Origin of the sequence: Prochlorococcus sp. MIT 1304 (assembly GCF_047305015.1) — a bacterium.
Lineage (GTDB): Bacteria > Cyanobacteriota > Cyanobacteriia > PCC-6307 > Cyanobiaceae > Prochlorococcus_A > Prochlorococcus_A marinus_E.
On record NZ_CP138974.1, the window covers coordinates 1,356,768 to 1,380,822 of the forward strand.

Genomic DNA, 24,055 nt, shown 5'->3' on the forward strand with positions numbered 1-24,055 from the left:
ATGGTTATGATAAATTTTTTTTAATGAGTTTAGAAATATATTGGAAAAAAGCATTAGAACAAACTCGATTATCAATTGATGATGAATCTTTATATCCTCTCAAAACTGATATTATTACAAGAGATTTATATGAAAAAGACGACTTCATAATTAGGAAACTCGATACTTCAAAATTTATTAAAAAAAAAATTTATGGTCCTAAGCAAAATCCGTTTTGTCCTTGGGAAAAGATACTAGAAATTGATAAAATTGGTGATAATCATCAACTAATATTAAATAAGTACCCTGTACAAAAAGGTCATATTTTACTTATTACAAATAAATGGAAACCTCAAAATGGATGGTTAGATATTAAAGATTGGAGAGCGATCCAACAAGTTAATAATGATACTAGTGGATTATGGTTTTTCAATAGTTCTCCAATTGCGGGAGCAAGTCAACCTCACAGGCATTTTCAACTTCTGCGTAGATCTAAAGGTGAAATATCATGCCCTAGAGAAAAGTGGTTTTTAGAGATGAACTCATATCAAGATCTAGATAGTAAGCTTAAAAAAAATATTATTGTATCCAAATTTGATTTTTTAGAAAATCCATCATGTCTTTTTGAGTTTTACTTAGAATTATGCAAGAAATTGGGACTTGGGGATCCTATTAGTGATAAGAAACCGATATATCCCTACAATATTTTAATAACTAATAAATGGATCGCTATTATAAAAAGAAAAAAAGATCATATTCATGGTTTCAGTATTAACGGTTTAGGATTTGCAGGATATCTACTAGTAACTGAAAATTCAAATATTAATTATTTAAAGAAATTTGGCCCTGAAAAACTTCTAGAAAGTTTTGTTTGAATACTAATTAGTTACCTCAACTTCCTTATCCCTGCTTATTTGGCTTTCTAGAACTTCTATAGATGCTGTTACTGATGCAATTTTACGTTCAAGTGAATCCTTAATATAGTTGAGCATTTCTAATTTCTTGTGTTGATAAAAACTCTTTTTTTCTTTAGATGACTTGGAATAACAATTTAACATTTTTTTATTTTTATTATAAAAAGATACTTAATTGACTTGTGACAGAAAAAATAAATTGGTTTTAATTTAAAAACAATATTCCTTGTGGACTTTCAATATATTTTGAATAAAATTAAATAAATTCCATACTCTTCAAGAAAATATTATTGAATAGTCCTGAAAATTCAAATACAAAAAGAATTTCAATTGATTTACCTGAGGAACTAATTTCCAGGTTTGATCAATTACGAAAAGAGTGGGGATTTAGAGCAAGAGGACCTGTAATAGAAAAGATACTTAAAGAACTTCTTCAAGAAGATGATTTACTACCTAAAAACCAACAGCAAGAAATAGACTTTAACGATAAGAATACTAATGAAAATTTAAATATTGATGAAGATACTGCATTGGTATTAATTAAATCAGACGTAAAAAAAGAAATTAATGAGATATCTTTAAATAAAAGATCTACAAATAACAATCAATATAAAGAAACAGCCAACTCAAATATAAGCCTTCCCAATTTCGTTGAAAAAAAAGTAAAGAATCTAAGAAGAAGTATTAATAGTGAAAAATTAAAGGAGAATATTAATGATATTCAAATTAATACAATCAAAGAAACTGAATTAATAAAATGTCGAATTGAGTTAATTAGTCATTGGGAAACACTATATGGATCAGTTCCTAATGACCATGTAGTAGAAGCTTCATTGGATTGGTTTGAAAGGGATATATGGCCAAATCTTGATGGGACTGAAAATCTACCCTTTACTTGGAGTGCAGCCAATAAATTAATGTCAGAATTATGCCCATTTTGGATAAAGAAAAATCCATCACTTGAAATTGTTTTATTAATGATTGGCGTTTTAGAAGACCCTTTTGCAACATCAGATCTGATAAATAGAATACCAACACTTATGAGAAGGTTTGTAAGTAGATTTAAGCGAAATAATAGATCAAATTCATTTGAAACTTTGGACTCAACAATGACAGTACATGGAGCACTTAAATTATTGAATTTATCAACATCAGCAGGATCAGCTCATACATTCCGTAAAATTAGGGAGGCCTATAAATCAATAGCCTTAGAGACACATCCAGATGCTGGAGGATCAACAGATCAAATGAGAAAATTAAATGAAGCGTATCAATTGTTAAAAAATCTATATAGAGACTAGTATAGTAATTCCCATATAAGACTAATTACAAGTCTAATTAATAGTCTCATATAAGAGAGCTGTTAAGCAAAAAATTTCTTATTTTAATCAATTATTTTTATTCAAATTTATTTAAGCAAAAAAATATGTATTAATGAAATTAAGATAAAATTTCTTTTAAAAAATAAAAATTTCCTTGTATAGCAATTCTTAAATAAGACTTATTATTAGTCTATTATATAGTCTCAAAATAGATAAGTAAGATATATAAATTAATCGATTTGAATGAATAATGTCCAAACTGCTTAATGCCTGTGAAAAATTAAAAATTGAATAATAAATCAATAAATTATGTCCTTTAAATGTCCAAGAAATTAATAAGGACTAGAAAGCATCGCTATAATTGCATTTTATGTGCCCTCGTACTGCCTTAAAGACAGTACTACTTAGATTGAAGCTTTTCAATGGCAGTTTGTTTATCAATACTAGGGACGTCACTCAATCCATTAGCATCAAACCAAGGAGCGCTAGCCCAATCAAATCCTTCGCCAAAAGTATTATCTGGTGCGGTTATATACCAGTGACATGACGCATCTGGTATGTCAACAGCGCATTTTGACCAATCATCTGACCACTGAGGGACTTGTACCCACAACACTGAAGATAGAAGTAGAGATAGCAGACTTATCATGTGCTTTATCATACAACATTAATTACTTTTATAGGATTATTATTTATCTTATACAAGAATCATAATTAGACTAGTTTATAGACTTATATGAGATTAGCAATACAATTAATTCCTCAATTTAGTGTTAAAACTTTTTTCAATATTAGAAATGATATTTGAATGTATAGATGTGATGTCCGAGTCTAGTAATGTTTTATCTTTATCTCTATAAGATAATCTAAATGTATAACTTATATGATCATCTCCAAATTTAGTATCTTCAAAAACATCAAGTAAATTTACATCCTCTAAGAGATTTTTTCCTGTTTTTTTTATTTGTGATGTTATTTCGCTAATTAGAAATTTCTTACTGAAAACAAAATTTATATCTCTTTCGATTTTCGGAACAATTGGGTATTGCTTATATATTGGAATCCATTTATTTTTTCTTGTACTAGCTCCCAAGAGGTTAGAGACATTTATGTTAAATAAATAAACTTTTTTTAATGACTTCTTCTCTAATATTAGTTTGGGATGTATTTCACCAAAATAACCTGCATCTTTCCCTTCAATAACTAATTTCGCTGTTCTTCCTGGATGAAGAAAATCAATTGAATCAGTAGGTTTATCATCAATTTTTATGTTCAAAGATGATAAAGCCTCCTTTAACTTTCCTCTGGCCTGGAAATAATTTAGATCATTATCCTTACCTGAATTTATCCATTTTCCAAATTTTTTATTTCCATAAATCGCACCATTTAGAACTTCTTTTTGAATAAACTCAGATTTATTTTGAAAAACATTTCCAATTTCAAATATATAACAACTTACTTGACCAGCTTTTATATTACGGTTCACTATCTCCAAATGTTCTTTCCAGATATTATCTCTAAGACAGCTTGTTTCTAATAACAAAGGATTAGAAATCTTTATAAGTTTTTCATCATCTTCAGGAACAAGAGAATAGCTTAGTACCTCGTTAAAACCATTTTCTATAAAACCATTTTTTACTTTTCTCAATGCCAACTGTTCTGATGACAATTTACCAGGCTTAATTGGATTAGGAAGTTTTAAGTCGAATCTGTCATACCCTATTAATCTTGCTATTTCTTCAATTAAATCTATTTCTCTTATTAAATCATGTGATCTATTAGGAATTACTGCTACATCCCAGCCATATTCTTTATTCTTTAAAGTACAACCTATGAGTGTTAATTTATCAACTATTTCATTATCAGATAAATTTCTTTTTTCAAATTGATCGTTAATTAGTAATGGGCCAAGAATTTTATGTATTCGATTCCTCCGTAGTTTAATAAATATATCCTCATTACTTATTAAATTTGAAGTATTGATGATTGGTGAATTAATAGAAAAATATTCTTCTAAAAGATTAATTGCCCTTGTTACTGCATTTATTGTATTTTTTGATGAAATCCCTTTTTCATACCTGCTGCTAGATTCTGTTCTTATGCCAACCGCCTTGGAAGATTTTCTTATAGTAACTGGATTAAAAACAGCGCCTTCAAGGTAAATAGATGAGGTAGTATTACTTACAGAAGTCTCTAAACCGCCTATTACCCCTGCAATAGCTACCGGTTTATCACAACAAGTAATAACTGTGATATTGTCATTTAATTTATATTCTTTACCATCTAAGCAAAAAAGGCTTTCGTTATCCTTGCCTTTTCTTACAGAGAAATCTTCTGGAGAAACTTCCTTACCAATTAAGTTTGACAGTTTATCTTTATCAAACGCATGCAAAGGCTGACCTTGTTCTAAAAGAATATAATTTGTCAAATCAACTAGGAGATTAATAGATTTTATACCTGATTTTTCTATACGGTCTTTAAGCCAATTTGGTGATAATTTCTCACCATTTACTCCATCAATGCAGCTTATTGTATAAATGCAATTAAATTCTATAGCCTCTGGACAAAGTTTAATTCCTTTAAGTAAATGAATATTGTATTTATGGTTTAATTCTGGAAAATTTAAGGTGGATTCTAAAAGAGCAGAAATTTCACGGGCTATACCTATAACTGACATTCCATCAGGTCTATTAGCTGTAATGGCTAAATCATATATAAAATCATTTAATTGAAGAATGTCAGACCCTGGAGTACCCAATTCATGTTTTAGGGCCAAATCCTCATCAATGATCTCTATCCCTTCACTAGAGTCCTTTAAGCCCAGTTCCTGCAGTGAACATATCATTCCTTCACTCATGACACCTCTAATTTCACTTCTTCTAATAGTTAAATCAACTGCATTTAATTTCGTGCCGACAGTAGCAACATAAACATAAATATTTGGTTTAATATTGCGCGCACCACAGATAATTTGTAAATTCTTTGAATTACCAATATCGACTTGGCAAATTGAAAGTTTGTCAGATCCTTCGTGTTTTAAAACTGATAATACCTTACCTAAAACAACACCATTTACATTTTTTGAACAATCTTCTAATGATTCAACCTCAAATCCACCGATAGACAATTTCTCAGAGAGATCTTCAGGAGTAGAAGTAATTTCTACTAAATTTTTCAACCAATTTTGAGAAACTTTCATATATATTTTTAATCAATGATAATAAATGAAATGAGCATATCTTCAAAAAAGTTTGTTGAAGATGTACAATAGAAAATTATACAATAAAGTATTAATTAAAATGGCTAAAAAAGGGACAAGAGTTGTAGTGACCCTGGAATGTACTGAAGCTAGGACAAGCTCAGATCCTAAGAGATCAAATGGTGTCTCAAGATATACTACTGAAAAGAATCGTAGAAATACAACCGAAAGATTAGAACTAAAAAAGTTTAATCCTCATTTAAACAGAATGACAATTCACAAAGAAATTAAGTAATCAAATCCAATTAATCATGCCTAATTCAATTTTTAAAAAACAATTATCACCAATAAAACCAGGAGATCCTATCGACTATAAGGATGTAGAACTCCTTAAAAAATTCATAACTGAGAGGGGCAAAATCCTACCAAGAAGAATGACAGGTTTAACCTCTAAGCAACAAAGAGATCTCACATTGGCTGTTAAGAGAGCCAGAATTGTTGCTCTTTTACCCTTCGTAAATCCTGAAGGATAATTTCAAATTGAATATAGTTGGCACTTTAATTAATATTTCAAATATTTGAAAGATTTAACTGATTTAAAAACATATATTATTGACTCTGATGATCCACATGAGGTCGATGACGCTATTTCATTAGAAATAAAAGAAGGAAATAAAAAAAATTTATGGATACATATTAGTAATCCATGCAAACTCTTTTTGCATGACTCTAATGTTGATTTAAATGCAAGAAAGAGAAATAGCAGTTTATATTTAATTGATCAATATGTCCCAATGCTTCCTAATGATATTCTTGAAAAGGCAAATCTAGCTCAAAATAAAGTTTCAGAAACTATTAGTGCAGCAATAGAATTCAATGACGATGGATCAATAAATAAATATGAAATAACCGAAGCAATAATAAAGCCAAAATATCAATTAACATATGAAGATGCAAATGAAATATTAGAAATAGAACCTAAAGAAGAAATAGAATTAATTGAGATTAAAAATTTATTAAAAAAAAGTATTACATTCAGAAAGAAACAAGGAGCAATTATTTTTGAAAGTCCTAATAATAAAATTAAATTATTTGAAGATAAGATTATATTAACTAAATTAGAGAAAACAATATCTCAAATTATAGTTGCAGAATCAATGATATTAATGGGTTATGTAACAAGTTTATTTTTAGATAAATATAATTTAGCGGCTGCATTTAGAATTCAAAAAATAAACTGCAATCCATCTGAAATACTCAATAGATACATTGATAGTGATATTAAATATATAATATTAAAACAATATATGGGAAGAAGTTACATAACTATTAAGCCAGGAATCCATGAATCATTAGGCCTTAAAATGTATGTACAATGTACATCCCCATTGAGAAGATATCTTGATTTAATTATACAAAGGCAAGTCTATAACAAAATTAATAATTACGAAGTTCTAAGTAAAGATTCAGTCTCTAAGATTATCGATTATTCAAAAAATAGACAATCAGAGAATAATAATATATTTAAAAATGATAAATTTAAGTATTTAAGATTATTTTTTAATAATGAAAAAAAACTTTTTTATAACATAATATTCGTTAAGTGGATTAATCATAAAAAAAATATAGCTTTGGTTTATTTTCCAGATTATTCACTAGAAATACTTATTACCCTTTTTATTTCAATAGAAATATATAGTAATAAAATATATAAAGTTAAATATATTATAAATGATAGTAATCTTTTAGAATTTATTTATTAATAGGATAATAAATACAATAGGTTGTTATTAGTTTAAAAAATATCTGTTAGTATTAATAAAAAAGCTTTATGACTTTTGTCATTACTACACCTTTATACTATGTTAATGATAAACCTCATTTAGGGAGTGTATATACGACAATAATTTGTGACTCAATAGCTAGGTATAAAAGGCTTGCAGGTGAAGATGTTATTTTCATCACTGGTGTTGATGAACATGGTTTAAAAATACAGAGAACAGCTAATGAAAAGGGTATTGAACCAAAATCACATTGTGATGAAATTTCAGAAGTTTTTAATAATAATTGGAAAGATTGGAATATATCCTTTGACAAATTTATAAGAACAAGCTCCAAAAATCATGAATTTGTTGTTAATGAATTTTATGAAAGAGTAAAAGCATCAGATGATATCTATATGGGAGTTCAAAAAGGTTGGTATTGTGTCGGTTGTGAAGAATTTAAAGATAATCCAGAAAACTCATCAACATACAAGTGTCCAATACATCAAAAAAATCTAGAATGGAAAAATGAAGAGAATCTCTTTTTTAGGCTTTCAAAATATCAAAAAGAAATCGAGAGAATAATCAACGAACCTTCTTTTATAGAGCCAATAGAAAGAAAGAATGAAATTATAAATTTTGTTTCTAGAGGTTTAAAGGATTTTTCAATTTCAAGAACAAATGTTAAATGGGGAATTCCTGTCCCTGGTTACGATAACCATACCTTTTATGTGTGGTTTGATGCTTTACTTGGATATGTTAGTGCCATTAGTTCTGATGCGACAGAACATTCATTAGAAAAATCAATTAATGGAGGATGGCCAGCTGATGTTCATTTAATTGGTAAGGATATTCTGAGATTCCATGCTGTATATTGGCCTGCAATGCTAATTTCTGCCAAAATGAAAGTTCCAAAAAAGGTTTTTGGGCACGGATTTCTTACAAGAGAGGGGCAAAAAATGGGTAAAAGCTTAGGAAATGTACTCGACCCTGATTTATTGCTTACAAAATATGGAAATGATCCTGTAAGGTGGTATCTCATTAAAGACATATCACTAGGAAATGATGGAGATTTTCAAGATAAAAGATTTGTTGACATTATTAATAATGACTTAGCTAATACGATTGGTAATCTATTAAATAGAACATCATCTATGTCTAGAAAGTGGTTTAATAATAAAGTTCCAAATAAGGAAAAAATTTTCAATGAAAAAAAATTAGAGAATTTTGCCAAAATTGCTGTCGAAAACTATATTTATAACTTTGATAATTACAAATTAGATCTAGCAGCTAATGAAGTACTTAGCCTAGCAATTAATACAAATTTGTATTTGAATGATAATCAGCCATGGCTGTTAATAAAAGAGAAAGATAATCTACCTTTAGTTAAAGAAATTATCTATAACGTTTTAGAAAGTACACGAATAATAGGATTATTATTAATACCTTTATTGCCCGAATTATCTACAAAAATTAATGACCAACTTGGTTCTATATACAGAGAAGAAATTCCATGGAAAAAACAATTAATTTGGGGATTATTAGTTAGTAACTCAAGTCTTCCTAAACCCACTCCAATCATAAATAAATTGGAGTATGAAGAACATTTATAGATTAATAATATTCCTTCCATTATTTATGCTTGGTTGCACCCCAAATGTAATTGATGAAAATAAAGTTATACAAAAAATTGACAGTTTAGATATGACTATTTTCTCTAATAGTGGAGATAAAGTATATTCAATTACCAGTCCCAATTCAAGTTATGACAATATCGAATTAAAATTCGAATTAAAAAAACCTATTATTAATATTCATAATGGGACAGAAACTAAGTATATTATTAGTTCCGAAGAATCTACTTTATCAGACAACAATAAACTCTTGAAATTGAAAGGCAATGTTAAATTAAAAACTCTTAAAAAAGATGAGTATTCTTTAAATGCTGATAATTTTATTTGGAATATAGAAAGTACTAACTATCTATTAGAGGGTAATATAAGATTTGAAAATCAAAACATCATCTTAAATTCAGGAAAAGCCATATTGGGTTCGGATAACATAATTGAATTTTTCAAACCAGTAAAATATATTATTAAAGATGAAAATAAGGAAAATAAATATGAAATAAATTCAGAAAATGCATTTTATAATTTAAATACTGAATCGGTAAGTTTTGAAGCAAAAGATAAAAGAGTTAAGTCAATAATTTATTTTTAAATTTTATTTTTTGAAAAAATATTATTAATTTTTTTGGACCAGTTATTAATCCATTTTTCATCAGACTTCGTGAAACACTTAGCACTCCAGCCTCCTATCAATATAAATGCCTTATTATTTATAGGAACAATTAAAATAGATGGGATTTCAGCACAAAAATTAAAAAATTCATCTCGTCTAGGATAAAATTTTGTGTTTGCCAATGATATTAATTTCATATCTTTTATTGATCTAAGACAAGTTTCGCCAGGTTTAAAATCATTACTTGAAGTGATTCCCCTCCTCAATATATTAACGCCATCATTGTGGATTAATATTGCTGCTGCTGCCGTAGAAGTTAATATCGCTTCAGAACCCCATGCAAGTTCATCGATAACTTCATCAGGCATGTTTCTATCGAAGAGAAACTTATTTTCTCCTTTTAAAGCAGCTTTCTCACCAGCTAATGGTTGGAATTGTTTAAATAAAAAACCAATTAAAATAATAATTAATGAAGCTATTGCAGCTAACACTTGCGCTCTTTCAAGCTCAGGAGTGATTGTCTCTATTGAAATGAAATTTGCTATCTGAAATACAAAGAGAATTGCACCGACTAATATTAATGATTTCCCATTGAATCCCATATTTTAAATATGTTATTTCTAATTAAATTATGCAAATATTATATTGTTTAGTAAATTTAAAATTACTCAAACATATGATTTTTAATATATAATTAACCAAAACAAACTAAAATGAACCTAAAAATCAATAAATATATATTTTCGCTTATCTTTACTGGCTTGATTTTTATTCTTATCCCCTCGACTTCATTCGCAAACGAAGTTAGTAATATAAATAAATTTTTTGGTATTACTCAACAGAAGACTGTTATAAATTACGAGAAAAGTCAGCCTTCATCTATTGATAACCCTGTAGTGGATCCAAATTTTAACACTATGAGATCAAAAGATACTGAGAGTTCAACTGCTACTTATATAGTAATAGGTTTGTTAATTGCTGCCACAATTATTCCTCTAGCAACATGGTGGTATTTCTCTAAATAATAGAGAATTTATGAATGCCAATGATTTAAGTATTAGTGAATATTCATCTCATATAGTTTTTATTACAGGAGGGACAAAGAGTGGGAAAAGTGAATTCGCAGAGTATCTTGCAAAGAAAGTAAAAAAATTATCATATGTTGCCTTATCTGAAAACAATTTGGATGATAAAGATTGGCAAGATAAAATTAAATTACATCGAGAAAGAAGGCCAAAAGATTGGAAATTAATAGAAACGACAGATCTATTAAATACATTAAGGAAAGAAGAAGGTCCACTATTAGTAGATTCTATTGGCGGATTCGTTATGAAAAGTATTGGGAAGGAACAAAATGAATGGTCAATAAAAATGAATTTACTTATGAGTCTCTTAATGAAAAGAAAAAGCATAACAATTATTGTTGGAGAACAAGTAGGTTGGAGTCTCGTCTCTGAATATAAAATTGGTAATACTTATATTGAAAGAATTGGCGAACTTCAAAAGAGAATAACCAAAATATCAAAAGATAATTGGTTGGCAATAAATGGTAGAGCAATCAAAATAGATGAAATAAGTATTGAAATACCTACTTAAAATTGGAAGTCGCTCTTTTTGAACCTAGAATACCACAAAATACTGGTAATATTGCCAGATCATGTGCTGCGTTTGATATACCTTTAAATCTTATAGAGCCCCTGGGCTTTAAACTAGAAGATAAATATTTAAAAAGAGCAGGATTAGACTATTGGCCTTTAGTTACTGTTAATAGGTATGAGAATTTTGAAAAATTTATGACGGCAAAAACAACAAAAAGAATAATTTCTTTTAGTAAAAAAAATGGATTATATTTGAAGGATTTTAAATTTAAGCAAGATGATATTTTGCTATTTGGGAGAGAAGATTCAGGATTACCCGATTCAATTATTGATAAAAGCGACTTTTTAATATCAATATTTATGCCGAATATACAGACTGGAAACAATGATCAAAAAGGTGTTAGAAGTCTAAACCTTTCTGTAGCATGCGGAATTGCTATATATGAGGCCCACAAACAAATAAATTTTCAAAATGGTAATTAAGTACAATCAATGCTTTACAATATTCCCATGTCTCGGTAGCTCAGCTGGTTAGAGCGGCGGATTCATAGCCCGCAGGTCGCGTGTTCAAGTCACGCTCGAGACATTTTCAATACTATTCAATTGAAGCACATAGGTGAAATTTTAATTTAATTAAACTATTAAATACAACAATGTTTAATTCACTCGGCACAGTCTTAGATCCCAAAAAATCCAAAGCAAAATATCCAGAAGCAAGGGTTATAGTTCTTGATGACAATTTTAATACTTTTCAGCATGTCGCAAATTGTCTTCTAACAATAATCCCAAGCATGAGTGAACAAAGGGCATGGGATCTAACCATAAAAGTTGACAAGACAGGATCTGCAGAGGTATGGAGAGGTAATCTTGAACAGGCAGAGCTATATCATGAGCAACTATTCAGCAAAGGATTAACAATGGCTCCAATTGAGAAAACATAAAATAGGTAAGATTGACAGAAAATTTTTGGCTTATAAATTCGAATCGTTCAAGGGTTAAAAGGTTTTCAAAGAATAATCAAAATAAAGATAAATTTTTTGAATATATGTTTATTGACTCTGGAAGAATTCTTGGTGTTTTAGGAAAAGAACCACCTCTTATGACAACCAGAGAAGAACTTAAAGTTGATAAAGCTAGAGATGAATGGAGAAAGTTAATCGCACAAGGTTGGAGGAGAACCAAACCAGTTTGGGAAGACTATTAGTATCCAAAAGTGTTAATTGGATTAGTTATGTAAATTATGAGATTTAGGACGTAGTTAGCAGGTAAATTTAATGGCTTCAAAAGTAACAAAGCCATTCCTTGAGTCACATTAAATTCATTATTTTTCATAAAAAATAAAAGTCTCATTTTAATTATAAAAAGACTGTCAAATACTAACTAAAAATACAAAAAAAGATCTATAAGTATTTATTGATTAAGGATTTTTCAAGATAACTAATTTCTAAAACTTATTTGAACAAATTATAGATTTAGGGTTACTTGTTATTTTTTTAAACAAAAAACTCTACGTTATATTTAATAATTCCTACTATTTAATACTTATAAATCCTCAATGAAGTATCTAATCTCAAGCAAAAGATCAAGAGCTTTATTAAGTATTGGAATAGTTGCTATAGGTATTGGATTAATTTCAAAGAAAGTAATTAACTATCCATCTGGAGGATGTATGAAACGTTCTCAAGAAATAACCTCAAATATTTAGCCATTAATCATCTTACATTTTCCTTAATTCTTAAATCCAGTCAACTTTGATAACTCTTTTAGTGAAAGTACACCTAAAATTAGTTTTCCATTTATTTCCCACGTGGGAAACCCTTTAATTCTTTTATCAATGCATAATTGCGTTTGACTGTTTATGCCATCTCTTGCACATTCAACTACATTAAGTTCTTTATAAGCTTGCTTACCAAATAACTCACTTTGATTAAGGCAATTAGGACACCAATATGCTGAATATTTAACTACACCATTATCTTTAAGGTATTTTGCCAACTCGATTGATTCCCTAGTGCTTTCTGTGGTGACAATAAGTTCTCTCTGATTTTTTAAGTGGGAGCTATCTACAACAATTGGTAAAGTAAGCAAAACTAATAGTGGGATTAACAGGCGTTTCATTTATTTACAACTTTTCCTCCATATTTTCTAACTATCTTATCAAGCAAAATTCATATATCTTTGTTTTTAAGTTTCTCTATTTTCTGAAGATAGCATATTTGATCCTGTGTATCTTCATTTAATTCACTTACTGCAATTTATATTTAGAGATTTTATATTCCAATTTTAAATCAAAAGTAAATTTACATATTTATTGTATTTATATTTTTTTGTTGCTATTTTTTTAAAGCGGGCTAAGGTTCATATCTCCACGAGGATTTAGTCCGCTGAATTTTTAAAGATTCAATTTATTTTGGATCCCTTTTTAAAAAGTTGATTAGAAATATTCAAAAATATTTAACTTTTCTTAATTTCTAAATTCCATTGAAAAGCATTCTCATATAAACATTAATAGTGTGACACTATTTATTCCATAATGTTGCTATTTCGCTTCATAACTTTCTTAAAATACTTAAACTCAATAAATTCATGCATCATTTTGATATCATCAGACAATACTTTTTTATTAACTGCATAGTCGTCATTAAGTGGAGAATTATTATTTTCAGAAAATTTTTCGTAATCAAAAGAAAAATTGATTAAATCGCGCTTATCTTTTTGATTTTGACCATAAGATTCATTTAACACACCTCGAGACCTCAATGCTTCCTCAACCAATAAACCTGTAATCTTTGACTGACTAAACTCATTAGCTGTGCACAATTTTTCAATAATTTCATGCACTTCTTCACTTGGCAAAAAACCAATTCTTTTCCTCGGTGATGGCATAATTCAAATAAATTAGTGTCACACTTGCACATTATAAGTGTTGCACTATATTTGATTTAAGTCAACAAATTTTGCTATGCATATTTTATTATTTCCTGTCGGATTTATTCTTTGGTATCTAGCTTATGAAGCAAAACCTATCATTAATGATGAAGTAACACTTAATTGGGAAGAAAAAAATACAATTAAAAGAAATAAACTTTTAAATATAATCAACGAAAGCTTTTAAAATTTACTATTAATCGATTTTGACCATTCCTTGTGCTTATTATCTAGATCTGAGATTAACTGTTTTTGATAAGTAAATTTGAGTTGATTTTCGTTAAGTGATTTTTTTGTGATAATCATCTCTTTTGAGAAAAAATAAGGAGTGTTAGAACTACTAATTTTTTTTTGACTTCCATATTAATGAGTTTATCTATTTTTTTTATATGACTTAAAAGTTTATGGTCTCAATATTTTTATATTCTTTTTATATTTCCTTAATAAGTGTTTTTAGCACGTTTGTAAAAAAAATTAGTTTATTAAATAATAAAGGGTATATTTAAACAAAATATATGTTTTATCATGAATCTAAAGGAGAGAGGGATTACTGTTGGTGATTTACTAATAATATTACTAATAATAATCACTTCTACAATATTAGTTAAATCAATTAGTAAGGATAAAAAAACAACACTTAAATATATTAATCAAGAGCAAGTTTCTTATATGAAAAATCACTATCAAAAATTTATTTGAATAGCTTAAATAGATTATTAATAAAACTCTTAATTAATTCAATTAACTTTTAAGTATGTCTTATTTAAACTTCAAGAATTAATAATTATCAAACAATGAGCTTATTTATTTAAAATATTTTGATGAAATGACTTAGAATTTTCCCATTTCAAGTTATCCTTTAAATCATTGATATCATTTGATATTGAAACTAAATTCACCATTTGAAGAATTTGACTGTTATTTAGCCTATTAATAACAATCAGTTTATTAAGCATTTCTAAAACAGATTTATCATTAATATTCATAGTGTGTATAAAATTTTTATTCTTAAATTCTGATATCTTATCTTATAATTTTAAAAATTTCCCTTTAAATTTCATTATATTTTTTATGCTAGATATAAAAAATATTTATAAAATCATCAAAAATAAAACTCTTATTTATAAGAAAATATTTTAAGCTCACTTTCTTATAAATTCGTTTATTGTAAAAAGAAAAAAAAATGAAAAAAAACTCCAAGAAAGAATATCTTAATAGAGATGAAATTAATGAAATGATCGAATCAGCATTAAGGAGACACAATAGAAGATCTACAATAATATCAAGTGTACTTGGCTGGATTTTAATAGGAGGTTATTCATTTGGACTTTTTCAAGCAGTTCAAAATGTCTAATTTATCCTATCTTTAAAGCAGAACATGCCAGATGATAAATTTATATAAGATTAAGTTTTTATTATGAGGGAATATATTGAGGCAAATCTTACGGTGATAAGAAAATATTTAAAAAAACGAAAAAAGTATATATCAAAATTAAATAATGCTTCGATAATGGAAGAATTCAAAGAATGGAGCAAAGATCCATTACCTGAGACAGAATCAATTTGGACTTTACCTGACTTAACGAGAAATGAAAGACTAAAAAATTTTTGTCGCTCGATTAAAAAGGAAATAATATAATTAATTAACTACCTAGTTGTATATGATTGACCTTTAAGTAAAAATATCCTGCAAACCCAACTATATTCAAAACTATAACGAAAATCCAAGCTCCAATTGGCTGATTAGAATCAATTTTTTTTATTTTCACTCTACTCTTTAGTCTTTCAATATATTTAGCCATAATTAAAATTATTATTCTTAATTATAAGTAATTGAATTTAAAGGAATATTAAATAAAATAAAATTTCTTTTAATTCGAAGTTTTATTGTCAATCCTGTTAATGGGATATTTAATTAACTCCTTTTTGAGATTTTTTAAAAGTTTATTATGATTCAAAATTGTAAATTTTCTGGTAAAAGAATAATGCCATTTCATTGAATTAAAAAAAAACTTGCTAATTCATTATTAATAAAATTATAATACTTACTACGGTCATTAAGACCATACATTATTCAAATAAGGACAAATTTTTTCATGAGCTTAAGAGTTGGCCAAGAAGCACCAGACTTTAGTGCTACAGCAGTATATGATCAAGAGTTTAAGGAGATTACACTTTCAGGTCTAAGAGGTAAATGGGTTGTTTTATTTTTTTACCCACTAGATTTTACATTTGTATGTCCTACTGAAATCACTGCATTTAGTGATAGATACCAAGATTTCTCAGCTCTTAATACGGAAATACTTGGGGTATCAGTTGATAGCAAACACTGTCATTTAGCTTGGATACAAACCCCAAGAAATGAAGGTGGAATTGGTGATATTAACTATCCGTTGGTTTCTGACTTAAAAAGAGAAATTTGCCAAGCGTACAATGTTCTTAATGATGATGGAGAGGCCGATAGAGGGTTATTTCTTATCAATCCCGAAGGAATAGTTATGCATACGACTGTTAACAAGGCTCCAGTAGGAAGAAATGTTGATGAAACGCTAAGGATTCTTCAAGGTTATCAATACGTTGCCGCAAACCCAGATGAAGTATGCCCAGCGAACTGGACCCCGGGTGAGAAAACAATGTTAGAGGACCCCAAAGGTAGTAAGGAATATTTTTCTGCGTTATAGAAGGATTAGAAACATTTAAATAAGTATTGAATAGTAAATAATTATAAAAAAATAAAAAATTAATATATTCAAAAAGGTCATAACTTCCCCAATTTGGGGTTTTGGCACGATCCAATCGCTTAAATTAGTTTTATATGATATGAAAGACCACGTATAAAAAGAAATTTCTATGGCGACTAGGATAAAAAGATTAATTAAATTTAAATCATTTAAACCAAAATATCTATAAATATGAAACTGATCATCAACACTAATATTATTAATTTGAAGATGCCAAAAATAAAAAGAAATCAAAAAAAAATTTACCAATATTATTTTTTTTAACAGAAACCTAGATTTTTTAAAAATTAATAAAATAGAAATAAAAAATATGAAAAAAATTAATTGTGGTATATCCGGTTTTGGTATATTAATTCCTTCAAGAAATAAATTAAATATAAGATCAAAATTTATATATATATAATCAGCTATTAAGTAAGAAAGAAATATTAAATTTATTGCTACTAAGATTAATAATCTTTTTCCTTTAATTATTTTTATACTTTGGATTTTTTCATTATTAAAACTATAGTATGTATAGTTTTTTAAAGAGTTTAAACACACCAAAGATGGGCATATTGCACCGCTCAAATAGTAAAGGATTGAATAAAAGGAAATATCATTAATATTTAGTGAATACAAATTAAACCATTGTTTTTGTACAAATGGAAAAATAAGCAAAAATGAAAGCGTAACTAATAACTTCGTTGTATTGTTTTTAATTAACAAGAAAGTTTTTTTTTTAATTTAAAACAATTAAATCAAACTTTCAACAATTTAGAAGTTGTTAATTTAAAAACTTTTTTATCTATAGTTTCTTGATTTAAAAGTATATCAACTAATTTATCTAGTAAGACTCTATTTTTTTTCAATATTTTTATTGAATTATTTAATGAAATTTTAGAAATATTTATGATTTCTTTATCTATTTTAGAACTCGTATTTTCAGCTATGAGAGGCTTTCTTCTAAATAATCCATCTCCTAAATACATTTCATTATTATCAGAATCCATTGAAATTGGACCAATAATTGAAAATCCATATTTTGTAACCATTTCCCTTACGATGTTTGTCGCATAAGAGATATCATTTAAGGAGCATTGTGTAATTTCGCCTTCACCAAAAACTATCGTTTCTGCTGCTCTCCCAGCTAGAGCGATTTCAATTTTTGAAAATAATAATTTTTTTGAAATCAAGCCACTAGAAATCACATCTTCGTCAGGACATAATTTTGTATATCCTCCTATAGATCCAGATCTAGGTAAGATCGTAATTTTATCAACTGATTCAATTCCATTTCTTACCGCAGATACAATCGCTCTACCTACCTCGTTATAAGCAATAATTTTTTTCATATTTGGAGAAGTTATTAATGAACTTCTCAGGCCGATGGTAATTTTATCAAGAGCATTTTCTATATGAAGATCACTGATTAATTTAGATTCATCTCTAGCACAGTGAATAGCACTCTCGTTCATCAAATTTGCAAGATCTGCTCCCGAAAATCCAACTGTTCTAGATGCCCAATATGCTAAGTCAACTTCGCTTGAAAGTGGTTTAGAAAGTGAGTGAACTGAAAGAATTTTTTTTCTTCCATCTAAATCTGGAAGCATTACTTCAATTTTTCTGTCAAATCTACCTGGTCTTAATAATGCTGCATCCAAAATGTCTGGTCTATTTGTTGCTGCTAAAACGATAATCCCAGAATTATCAGCAAAACCATCTAATTCAGTTAGAAGCTGATTCAGGGTTTGTTCTCTTTCATCATTTCCACCTCCGATCCCAGACCCTCTTTGCCTACCAATTGAATCAATTTCATCAATGAAAATTATACAAGGAGATTTTTCCTTAGCCTTAGAGAATAGATCACGAACTCGGCTTGCTCCAACACCAACAAAAAGTTCTACAAACTCTGATGCCGATATTGAGAGAAAAGGCACTCCTGATTCACCAGCAATTGCTTTAGCTAATAATGTTTTACCTGTTCCTGGGGGGCCTATTAGAAGAACACCCTTTGGAAATTTTGCCCCAAGATTTTCAAATTTCTTTGGTTCTTTCAAGAATGTTATAACCTCTTTTAATTCCTCAGCGGCTTCAGGGACGCCAGCTACATCATCGAATCTCGTTTCTACATCATCAATAGTTACAAATTTAGCTTGATTTTTGGTAAAACCAAAAGCTCTGGAAGCCAATTTTGATGTACTCCTCAAGATTAATACTATAGCTAATATGAAAAGCAGGAAAAGACTTATTGAAGCAAATGAATTAGCAGCTGAGGCTTCTTTTCTACTATTGTTAATTGTTAGATCTAACTTATTTTCAGTTGCCTTTTCAAGGATTAATTGATCGTTGTAGAGGATAGGTATTTTAGATTTATCGCCATTTTTATACAGGACATCAATTTCTCTCTGCCTAGGATAGAAAAATATTGATTCTATTTTCCCCGTCTCTATATCTTCTAGAAGATCCGAATAACTTGATTTAGAATCTGAATATGAGAATTTTGATCTAAACACTAATCTTTATAAGTGATTAATAAAGCATATATGCTCATTTAAAAAATTGACGTATATAAACAAAATATACTCAAAAGTTTTGGAGATAACCAGTTAAAGGTTATATTATTATATGGAAATAAAGAAACAGAATGGCTGTACCAAAGAAGAAAAAATCAAAGAGCAAAAGGAACCAAAGGCACGCTGTTTGGAAAGGGAAAGCAGCAATAGCAGCTCAAAAAGCTATATCTTTAGGTAAATCAGTTTTAACTGGGAAAGCTCAAGGATTTGTTTATCCTATTGAAGAAGAAGAAGAAGAATAGCTTTTAAGAGCCTAATTTAAATGCTTCAAGTATAACGGCATAAATTGCACCAATTCTTAATTTATCAACTACGGTCCATAGATAATAAAACTTTGAACTTGCTGCAGGTTTAATTCTTATAATGATTTCAATAAAAACAATAATTATTGGGACCATTATCAATTCATTTTTACCTTCAGATATAAATTTTGTAATAAAATTTGCGAACAAAAAATAACCTGTCAAAACAGAAATTAGACTAATAGATTTTGTTCTCCAAGTATCACTTAGAAAACCAAAAAATAAATTATTTAACTGGTTGGTAATCCTTGAAAAATTAGTTTTTTGCATTACTAAAAGACACTAAATAATCACTTAGAAAGTTATAGTCAACATATGATTTTTTTAGTTTAGGGCCTTTAATTACATTTGCCACATTATTCTCATCACCAAGGCTGTCTAAAATACAATTTAATTTAATATTTTCCTCAAGAACAATTGGGATATTTGAATGAACAAAAATTGTAGGCAAATTAGCTGCCAGGGAAGATTTCAATCCCGGACTGGAGTCTTCAAAGACAATTGAGTTGTTTATATTTATACCACTTAATTGGATTGCCTTTAAATATGGTAATGGATTTGGTTTCTTTAATTCAACGTCTTCACTTGAAATAATGAACTCAAAAGGGTTAAAGCCATTGAAAAGATATTCAACAAGAAGATTTACTTGAATTCTTGAACTTGAAGTAACAATAAATTGTCTAACTTTTTTTTTATGTAATTCATTTATTAATCTAAAAACACCAGTTTTTAAACTAACGCAATTTTTTTTTATATTTTCTAGATAATGAAACTGCTTTGTTTCATGAATTTTGAGAATTAAATCTTCTGAGAAATCATCTTTATTAGATTTAGCGAAATAAGAAATCCTATTTTTGCCCCCATTTATCTTTAGAAGTTGTATGTATTTTTTAGTGTCCCAATTCCAATCAATTCCAAGGTCATTGAAAGCATTATTAAAAGCAGGTAAATGGGCCTCTAATTCAGTATTTGCGATGGTACCATCCAAATCCCAATAAACACCCTCAAGATTCGTCACCAAAAAGAATTTCTTTTATTTACGGTAAAATACAAGAGCAATTATTGCTGGTCCTGCTAACGCAACTACAGCCAAAGGAATAAGTGTTGCCATGATTAATGAATATGTTTTGTGATACTATTTTTACAAATAAATGACGAAACTGTACTGATACGTTACAAGATTGAATTAAATTATGAAATCATGGACATGCATAGAAAATTGTGGAGCTTGTTGTAAATTCGACTTGAACGAAAGAAGCGATTTGGCTGACAAACTTAAAAAAGAAGATATAGCTTTGATAAATTCGATGACTGATAGAGACGGTTGGTGTAAAAACCTAGACAGAGAAAATAAAAAATGCTTAATTTACGAAAACAGACCACATTTTTGCCGGGTAAATGAATTTTCAACTACATTTAAAGGATATTTGAAATCTGGTGACAAATTTTTAATAGATTGCTGCAAACAACATATTTCATCAAATTATGGATACCAAAGTAAAGAGATGAAAACTTTTAGAATCGCTGTTTCAGGAAAATGAATAGTAATTTAGAAAAAAAAGAAAACAATTTAGAAAAAAGTTTTTTTTCTATATTCATAACGACTTTTACAACAATTTTCATTGCTGAACTTGGCGATAAAACTCAGATAGCCACATTAATGCTTTCTGCTGAATCGGGCAGGCCAATAATTGTTTTTCTTGGAAGCTCTCTTGCATTAATAAGCTCTAGCATAGTAGGAGTTCTTATTGGTAAATGGGTATCAAAAAAAATATCTCCTAGCAAGTTTGCCTTGTCTACTGGTACTTTAATGATATTGATAAGTATATTTTTAGCTTATGAAACTTTCAAAAATTATTTATAAATGGTTTTAAGTTTATTACTATCAACATTTCTAACCGTTTTCATAGCTGAATTAGGTGACAAAACTCAACTGGCTACTTTAACTATAAGCGGCACTTCAAATAAACCATTAGCAGTTTTTCTGGGATCATCTTCAGCACTTGTTTTTGCAAGTTTACTAGGAGCTTTGACAGGCGGTTCTATTTCAAGTTTTGTGCCCGAAGTAGTTCTTAAGTCAATAGCCTCCATTACATTTTTTATCATTGGTATAAAGCTTTTTATCAACTCTTTCACCATCGAAAAAGAGGAAAAAGAAGAGAATAAAAAATAATTAGTTTTTAGCTTGGATAATAAGGTGTAATAATGAAATGTATACACCTAAATTAATTTATAATTTCATTCTGATCATGTTCACATCTTCATCAATTATTGATAATCTTAATCAGTCAGAAGGGTTAGAATATAAAAAATTATGCAGATTGTTAAAAATAACAAAGAAATCTGATAAGGATAAATTAGATATTGCTTTAACAGCTTTAGAAAAACTTGAAATAATTAATAAAAATGAAAGTGATGAATATACCTGCATAAAAGATAGTGATCATCTTGTCGCCAAAATAAGATGTAGTAGCAAAGGCTATTGCTTTGCTGTAAGAGGAAAAGACAAAGAAGATATCTACATAAAAGAAAATCTACTTAACTATGCGTGGAATGGAGATAAAGTATTAGTAAGGATAATAAAAGAGGGTTATAGAAGAAGATCACCTGAGGGAATAGTTGATTGTATTCTTGAAAGATCAAATCAAATACTTCTTTCTAAGGTTGAAATAATAAACAATGATGTATATGCAATCCCAATAGACGATAGAATCCTTTCTAAAATTAAACTTCCAAAAGAGAATAAAAAATACATTTTCAATCCAGACAATAAGAATATAGTAAAAGTTGAGATTGATAGATTTCCGATTGGTCAAGAAGAAGGACTAGGTCATGTCATACAAGAACTAACACTAAACAATAATGAGGAATATGACTCAGACTTTGTTTTGTCTAAAAGTAATATCGCAAAATCATACAATTTAAATCATATTGAATCAAAAAAAATAGAAAAAAGGGAAAGGATAGACCTTACAGACAAAAACTCTTATTTATTCAAAAGTTGGAGTTCTAATAATTCTCCAATGCTCCCAATGATTCAAATTGAGCAGGTAAAAAATAATAATACTAAATTGTGGATACATACAAATAATCTTGCAGAAAGAGTAGATCTAAATAGTAAAAAATCTCAAGAAATACTATTAAAACGTTTTGAATCATTACCCTTATTAAATGATTGGGAAAACTACCTTAGTGAAGCCATAAGAAATGATTCTGAATTTAAATTAGGTAAAAAGAGTGAAGCGATAAGCCTCTGTGTGCATTTAAATAGTGATAATGAAATAATTGATTGGTCGTTTCATCTTACTTTAGTCAAGTGCTCTCTTATTGTTGGAAGTGATCATACTGACGCTCTTCTATCTAGAAAAAGTAAATCAAGAATAACCTCTCGAGTATTAAAACCTATAAAGGAATATATTGAAGATTTAGATAAAATACTGGAAATTTCATTTTCATTTAGACAAAAACATCTTTTGGAGGGTAAGGTTGAAATTCCTGCGCCAGTCAACAAAATAAAAGCAATAGAAGAATTTTTTATTCACAATCCAGCTGAATATTCAAAGGGATATTTTGAATCATTAAATAAAGAAGATTGCCAAACTTTTCTTTCACCAATACTATATGAGGCTAATTTAATATGGTTCAAACATTCAAATAAATATGGCTTAAAAAGTGCAGGATACATCTCAAAGGGAATAGATTACGTTAATGCAAATGAAATCATCAAATATTCAGAATTTATTGATAATGATATGGAGCTTAATGAAGATGGAAATTTGACATTTAGTCAAGTAATTAAAATATGTGGCGATGATAATAAAAAAAGAATCTTACATAAACTTCTAATTAATGAATTTGAGGACAACGAAATAAGGTTGATTTCAAAAAATCCTGATAATGACGAATCAGAAAAATTATTTATTTCTCCATGGACAATTCCTAGTTTTGACTTCACTAACCTTATAAACCAGTACTGTATTTTTAATATGATAATAAATGGTAAGAAATCAAAGAAAAACAATATTAATGAAATCAATATATCGGAAAGTAACTCATTAGACTTAGTAAATTGGGATATATTTAATTCATCAATTTCAAAGAATCTAGAAGCATTATTTAATAAGTTGTTAATAGATAAACATAATGAATTCAAGTACAAAGTTAACCAATATAAATCTAATATGATTAGTATAAAAAAAGTAAGAAAAGCAGAAAAGTTACTAGGTAATACTTATAGTGGATTTATATTATCAGTACAAACATATGGTTTCTTTGTTGAGATATCAGAACTAAATGTAGAGGGTTTAGTACACGTCAGCACTCTTAATAATGATTGGTATGAATATAGATCAAGGCAAAATCTATTAATTGGAAGAAAATCTAAAAAATCATATAAAGTTGGAGATGCAATAGAAGTAAAAATCATAAAAGTCGATATTCTTAAATATCAAATTGATTTAGAATTAACTTAAATCAATTCTCACAAAATATATTATGGAAATATTAACCAAAA

Annotated in this window: 34 protein-coding genes and 1 tRNA gene; 23 read left to right on the forward strand and 12 right to left on the reverse strand. The window is 28.3% G+C overall.

The genetic code is table 11. The features are described from left to right. Positions 1-23: 23 nt before the first annotated feature. Positions 24-854, forward strand: coding sequence for a DUF4922 domain-containing protein (locus SIB45_RS07650; RefSeq protein ID WP_011862955.1), 831 nt, complete (start codon positions 24-26; stop codon positions 852-854). 3 nt (positions 855-857) lie between these two features. Here the strand turns inward: SIB45_RS07650 and SIB45_RS07655 are convergent, their stop codons facing one another. Further along, positions 858-1,037 carry a hypothetical protein gene (locus SIB45_RS07655; RefSeq protein ID WP_041484687.1) on the reverse strand — a complete coding sequence of 60 codons (180 nt, stop codon included), beginning with the start codon at positions 1,035-1,037 and terminating at the stop codon, positions 858-860. Positions 1,038-1,183: 146 nt separating this feature from the next. Here SIB45_RS07655 and SIB45_RS07660 point away from each other — a divergent pair, with 146 nt between their 5' ends. Continuing rightward, positions 1,184-2,194: a molecular chaperone DnaJ gene (locus SIB45_RS07660; protein WP_011862956.1), complete on the forward strand. Its 1,011-nt coding sequence runs from the start codon at positions 1,184-1,186 to the stop codon at positions 2,192-2,194. 421 nt (positions 2,195-2,615) lie between these two features. Here the strand turns inward: SIB45_RS07660 and SIB45_RS07665 are convergent, their stop codons facing one another. Both SIB45_RS07665 and pheT read right to left on the reverse strand, forming a co-directional pair. Continuing rightward, on the reverse strand, positions 2,616-2,864 hold the full coding sequence (locus SIB45_RS07665; protein ID WP_041484688.1) for a hypothetical protein: 249 nt from the start codon (positions 2,862-2,864) through the stop codon (positions 2,616-2,618). Between the two features lie 105 nt (positions 2,865-2,969). Continuing rightward, positions 2,970-5,414, reverse strand: coding sequence for a phenylalanine--tRNA ligase subunit beta (gene pheT, locus SIB45_RS07670; protein WP_011862958.1), 2,445 nt, complete (start codon positions 5,412-5,414; stop codon positions 2,970-2,972). A 100-nt stretch (positions 5,415-5,514) separates the two neighbouring features. Here pheT and rpmG point away from each other — a divergent pair, with 100 nt between their 5' ends. From rpmG to lptC, 5 genes are all read left to right on the forward strand, one after another. After that, positions 5,515-5,709 carry a 50S ribosomal protein L33 gene (rpmG, locus tag SIB45_RS07675; protein ID WP_041484759.1) on the forward strand — a complete coding sequence of 65 codons (195 nt, stop codon included), beginning with the start codon at positions 5,515-5,517 and terminating at the stop codon, positions 5,707-5,709. Between the two features lie 16 nt (positions 5,710-5,725). Beyond that, positions 5,726-5,947 (forward strand): 30S ribosomal protein S18, encoded by a 222-nt coding sequence (rpsR, locus tag SIB45_RS07680; protein WP_002806014.1) that lies wholly within the window; start codon positions 5,726-5,728, stop codon positions 5,945-5,947. A 45-nt stretch (positions 5,948-5,992) separates the two neighbouring features. Beyond that, on the forward strand, positions 5,993-7,177 hold the full coding sequence (locus tag SIB45_RS07685) for a ribonuclease catalytic domain-containing protein (protein WP_011862960.1): 1,185 nt from the start codon (positions 5,993-5,995) through the stop codon (positions 7,175-7,177). Between the two features lie 68 nt (positions 7,178-7,245). Continuing rightward, positions 7,246-8,790: a methionine--tRNA ligase gene (gene metG / locus SIB45_RS07690; protein ID WP_011862961.1), complete on the forward strand. Its 1,545-nt coding sequence runs from the start codon at positions 7,246-7,248 to the stop codon at positions 8,788-8,790. Continuing rightward, positions 8,774-9,397, forward strand: a complete 624-nt coding sequence (lptC, locus tag SIB45_RS07695) for an LPS export ABC transporter periplasmic protein LptC (protein ID WP_011862962.1) — start codon at positions 8,774-8,776, stop codon at positions 9,395-9,397. Before metG ends, lptC begins: the two co-directional genes overlap by 17 nt. Here the strand turns inward: lptC and SIB45_RS07700 are convergent. After that, positions 9,394-10,020: a cofactor assembly of complex C subunit B gene (locus tag SIB45_RS07700; RefSeq protein WP_011862963.1), complete on the reverse strand. Its 627-nt coding sequence runs from the start codon at positions 10,018-10,020 to the stop codon at positions 9,394-9,396. The two genes, lptC and SIB45_RS07700, sit on opposite strands and share 4 nt — an antisense overlap. 111 nt (positions 10,021-10,131) lie before the next feature. Between SIB45_RS07700 and SIB45_RS07705 the strand changes: the two genes are divergently transcribed. From SIB45_RS07705 to SIB45_RS07730, 6 genes are all read left to right on the forward strand, one after another. Further along, positions 10,132-10,443 (forward strand): hypothetical protein, encoded by a 312-nt coding sequence (locus SIB45_RS07705; protein ID WP_011862964.1) that lies wholly within the window; start codon positions 10,132-10,134, stop codon positions 10,441-10,443. Positions 10,444-10,453: 10 nt separating this feature from the next. Further along, the gene (locus SIB45_RS07710) at positions 10,454-11,014 is read left to right on the forward strand and encodes a bifunctional adenosylcobinamide kinase/adenosylcobinamide-phosphate guanylyltransferase (RefSeq protein WP_011862965.1); all 561 of its coding nucleotides are present in this window, start codon (positions 10,454-10,456) and stop codon (positions 11,012-11,014) included. Positions 11,015-11,016: 2 nt separating this feature from the next. Continuing rightward, positions 11,017-11,499 carry a tRNA (cytidine(34)-2'-O)-methyltransferase gene (locus tag SIB45_RS07715; RefSeq protein WP_011862966.1) on the forward strand — a complete coding sequence of 161 codons (483 nt, stop codon included), beginning with the start codon at positions 11,017-11,019 and terminating at the stop codon, positions 11,497-11,499. Positions 11,500-11,528: 29 nt separating this feature from the next. Then, positions 11,529-11,602, forward strand: a tRNA-Met gene (locus SIB45_RS07720). Between the two features lie 67 nt (positions 11,603-11,669). Then, positions 11,670-11,957 carry an ATP-dependent Clp protease adapter ClpS gene (clpS, locus tag SIB45_RS07725; protein WP_011862967.1) on the forward strand — a complete coding sequence of 96 codons (288 nt, stop codon included), beginning with the start codon at positions 11,670-11,672 and terminating at the stop codon, positions 11,955-11,957. Between the two features lie 11 nt (positions 11,958-11,968). Beyond that, positions 11,969-12,220, forward strand: a complete 252-nt coding sequence (locus SIB45_RS07730; protein ID WP_011862968.1) for a DUF1651 domain-containing protein — start codon at positions 11,969-11,971, stop codon at positions 12,218-12,220. Here SIB45_RS07730 and SIB45_RS07735 read toward each other — a convergent pair. Continuing rightward, positions 12,217-12,366, reverse strand: a complete 150-nt coding sequence (locus tag SIB45_RS07735; RefSeq protein WP_011862969.1) for a hypothetical protein — start codon at positions 12,364-12,366, stop codon at positions 12,217-12,219. The genes SIB45_RS07730 and SIB45_RS07735 overlap by 4 nt on opposite strands. A 205-nt stretch (positions 12,367-12,571) precedes the next feature. Between SIB45_RS07735 and SIB45_RS07740 the strand changes: the two genes are divergently transcribed. Beyond that, positions 12,572-12,721, forward strand: coding sequence for a hypothetical protein (locus SIB45_RS07740; RefSeq protein ID WP_011862970.1), 150 nt, complete (start codon positions 12,572-12,574; stop codon positions 12,719-12,721). A 23-nt stretch (positions 12,722-12,744) separates the two neighbouring features. On the opposite strand, the gene SIB45_RS07745 is transcribed toward SIB45_RS07740, so the two are convergent. Beyond that, positions 12,745-13,134: a hypothetical protein gene (locus SIB45_RS07745; RefSeq protein WP_011862971.1), complete on the reverse strand. Its 390-nt coding sequence runs from the start codon at positions 13,132-13,134 to the stop codon at positions 12,745-12,747. A gap of 405 nt (positions 13,135-13,539) precedes the next feature. Beyond that, positions 13,540-13,902 (reverse strand): hypothetical protein, encoded by a 363-nt coding sequence (locus tag SIB45_RS07750; RefSeq protein ID WP_011862972.1) that lies wholly within the window; start codon positions 13,900-13,902, stop codon positions 13,540-13,542. Between the two features lie 76 nt (positions 13,903-13,978). On the opposite strand from SIB45_RS07750, the gene SIB45_RS07755 reads away from it, so the two are divergent. The 3 genes from SIB45_RS07755 to SIB45_RS07765 all read left to right on the forward strand — a co-directional run bounded on the left by SIB45_RS07755 (position 13,979) and on the right by SIB45_RS07765 (position 15,583). Beyond that, positions 13,979-14,131 carry a hypothetical protein gene (locus tag SIB45_RS07755; protein ID WP_011818444.1) on the forward strand — a complete coding sequence of 51 codons (153 nt, stop codon included), beginning with the start codon at positions 13,979-13,981 and terminating at the stop codon, positions 14,129-14,131. Between the two features lie 996 nt (positions 14,132-15,127). Beyond that, positions 15,128-15,298 carry a hypothetical protein gene (locus SIB45_RS07760; RefSeq protein WP_011862975.1) on the forward strand — a complete coding sequence of 57 codons (171 nt, stop codon included), beginning with the start codon at positions 15,128-15,130 and terminating at the stop codon, positions 15,296-15,298. A gap of 63 nt (positions 15,299-15,361) precedes the next feature. Next, positions 15,362-15,583, forward strand: a complete 222-nt coding sequence (locus SIB45_RS07765; RefSeq protein ID WP_011862976.1) for a hypothetical protein — start codon at positions 15,362-15,364, stop codon at positions 15,581-15,583. Between the two features lie 4 nt (positions 15,584-15,587). Here SIB45_RS07765 and SIB45_RS07770 read toward each other — a convergent pair whose 3' ends face one another. Beyond that, complete coding sequence (locus SIB45_RS07770; protein ID WP_011862977.1) at positions 15,588-15,746, reverse strand: hypothetical protein; 159 nt, start codon at positions 15,744-15,746, stop codon at positions 15,588-15,590. Between the two features lie 294 nt (positions 15,747-16,040). Here SIB45_RS07770 and SIB45_RS07775 point away from each other — a divergent pair, with 294 nt between their 5' ends. Further along, a complete protein-coding gene (locus SIB45_RS07775; RefSeq protein ID WP_011862978.1) occupies positions 16,041-16,625 on the forward strand; it encodes a peroxiredoxin in 585 nt (194 codons plus the stop codon). 800 nt (positions 16,626-17,425) lie between these two features. Here SIB45_RS07775 and ftsH read toward each other — a convergent pair. Further along, a complete protein-coding gene (ftsH, locus tag SIB45_RS07780; RefSeq protein WP_011862980.1) occupies positions 17,426-19,180 on the reverse strand; it encodes an ATP-dependent zinc metalloprotease FtsH in 1,755 nt (584 codons plus the stop codon). Positions 19,181-19,311: 131 nt separating this feature from the next. Between ftsH and rpmF the strand changes: the two genes are divergently transcribed. Beyond that, positions 19,312-19,482, forward strand: a complete 171-nt coding sequence (gene rpmF / locus SIB45_RS07785) for a 50S ribosomal protein L32 (protein WP_002805281.1) — start codon at positions 19,312-19,314, stop codon at positions 19,480-19,482. Positions 19,483-19,485: 3 nt separating this feature from the next. Here rpmF and SIB45_RS07790 read toward each other — a convergent pair whose 3' ends face one another. The 3 genes from SIB45_RS07790 to psb30 are packed head-to-tail and all read right to left on the reverse strand — an operon-like array spanning position 19,486 to position 20,653. Further along, the gene (locus SIB45_RS07790) at positions 19,486-19,812 is read right to left on the reverse strand and encodes a DUF565 domain-containing protein (RefSeq protein ID WP_011862981.1); all 327 of its coding nucleotides are present in this window, start codon (positions 19,810-19,812) and stop codon (positions 19,486-19,488) included. Further along, entirely contained in the window at positions 19,799-20,560 is a 762-nt protein-coding gene (locus SIB45_RS07795) for an HAD-IA family hydrolase (RefSeq protein ID WP_011862982.1), read from the reverse strand. The genes SIB45_RS07790 and SIB45_RS07795 overlap by 14 nt, the downstream gene beginning before the upstream one ends. Before the next feature lie 15 nt (positions 20,561-20,575). Beyond that, positions 20,576-20,653 (reverse strand): photosystem II reaction center protein Ycf12/Psb30, encoded by a 78-nt coding sequence (gene psb30 / locus SIB45_RS07800; RefSeq protein ID WP_144010216.1) that lies wholly within the window; start codon positions 20,651-20,653, stop codon positions 20,576-20,578. Between the two features lie 82 nt (positions 20,654-20,735). Between psb30 and SIB45_RS07805 the strand changes: the two genes are divergently transcribed. The 4 genes from SIB45_RS07805 (at position 20,736) to SIB45_RS07820 (ending at position 24,014) form a co-directional block, all read left to right on the forward strand. Continuing rightward, entirely contained in the window at positions 20,736-21,083 is a 348-nt protein-coding gene (locus SIB45_RS07805) for a YkgJ family cysteine cluster protein (RefSeq protein WP_011862983.1), read from the forward strand. Continuing rightward, positions 21,080-21,406, forward strand: coding sequence for a TMEM165/GDT1 family protein (locus tag SIB45_RS07810; protein ID WP_011862984.1), 327 nt, complete (start codon positions 21,080-21,082; stop codon positions 21,404-21,406). Before SIB45_RS07805 ends, SIB45_RS07810 begins: the two co-directional genes overlap by 4 nt. Further along, entirely contained in the window at positions 21,407-21,715 is a 309-nt protein-coding gene (locus tag SIB45_RS07815; RefSeq protein ID WP_011862985.1) for a TMEM165/GDT1 family protein, read from the forward strand. It abuts the gene before it with no gap. A gap of 76 nt (positions 21,716-21,791) precedes the next feature. After that, positions 21,792-24,014: an RNB domain-containing ribonuclease gene (locus SIB45_RS07820; RefSeq protein ID WP_041484689.1), complete on the forward strand. Its 2,223-nt coding sequence runs from the start codon at positions 21,792-21,794 to the stop codon at positions 24,012-24,014. Positions 24,015-24,055 lie beyond the last annotated feature (41 nt).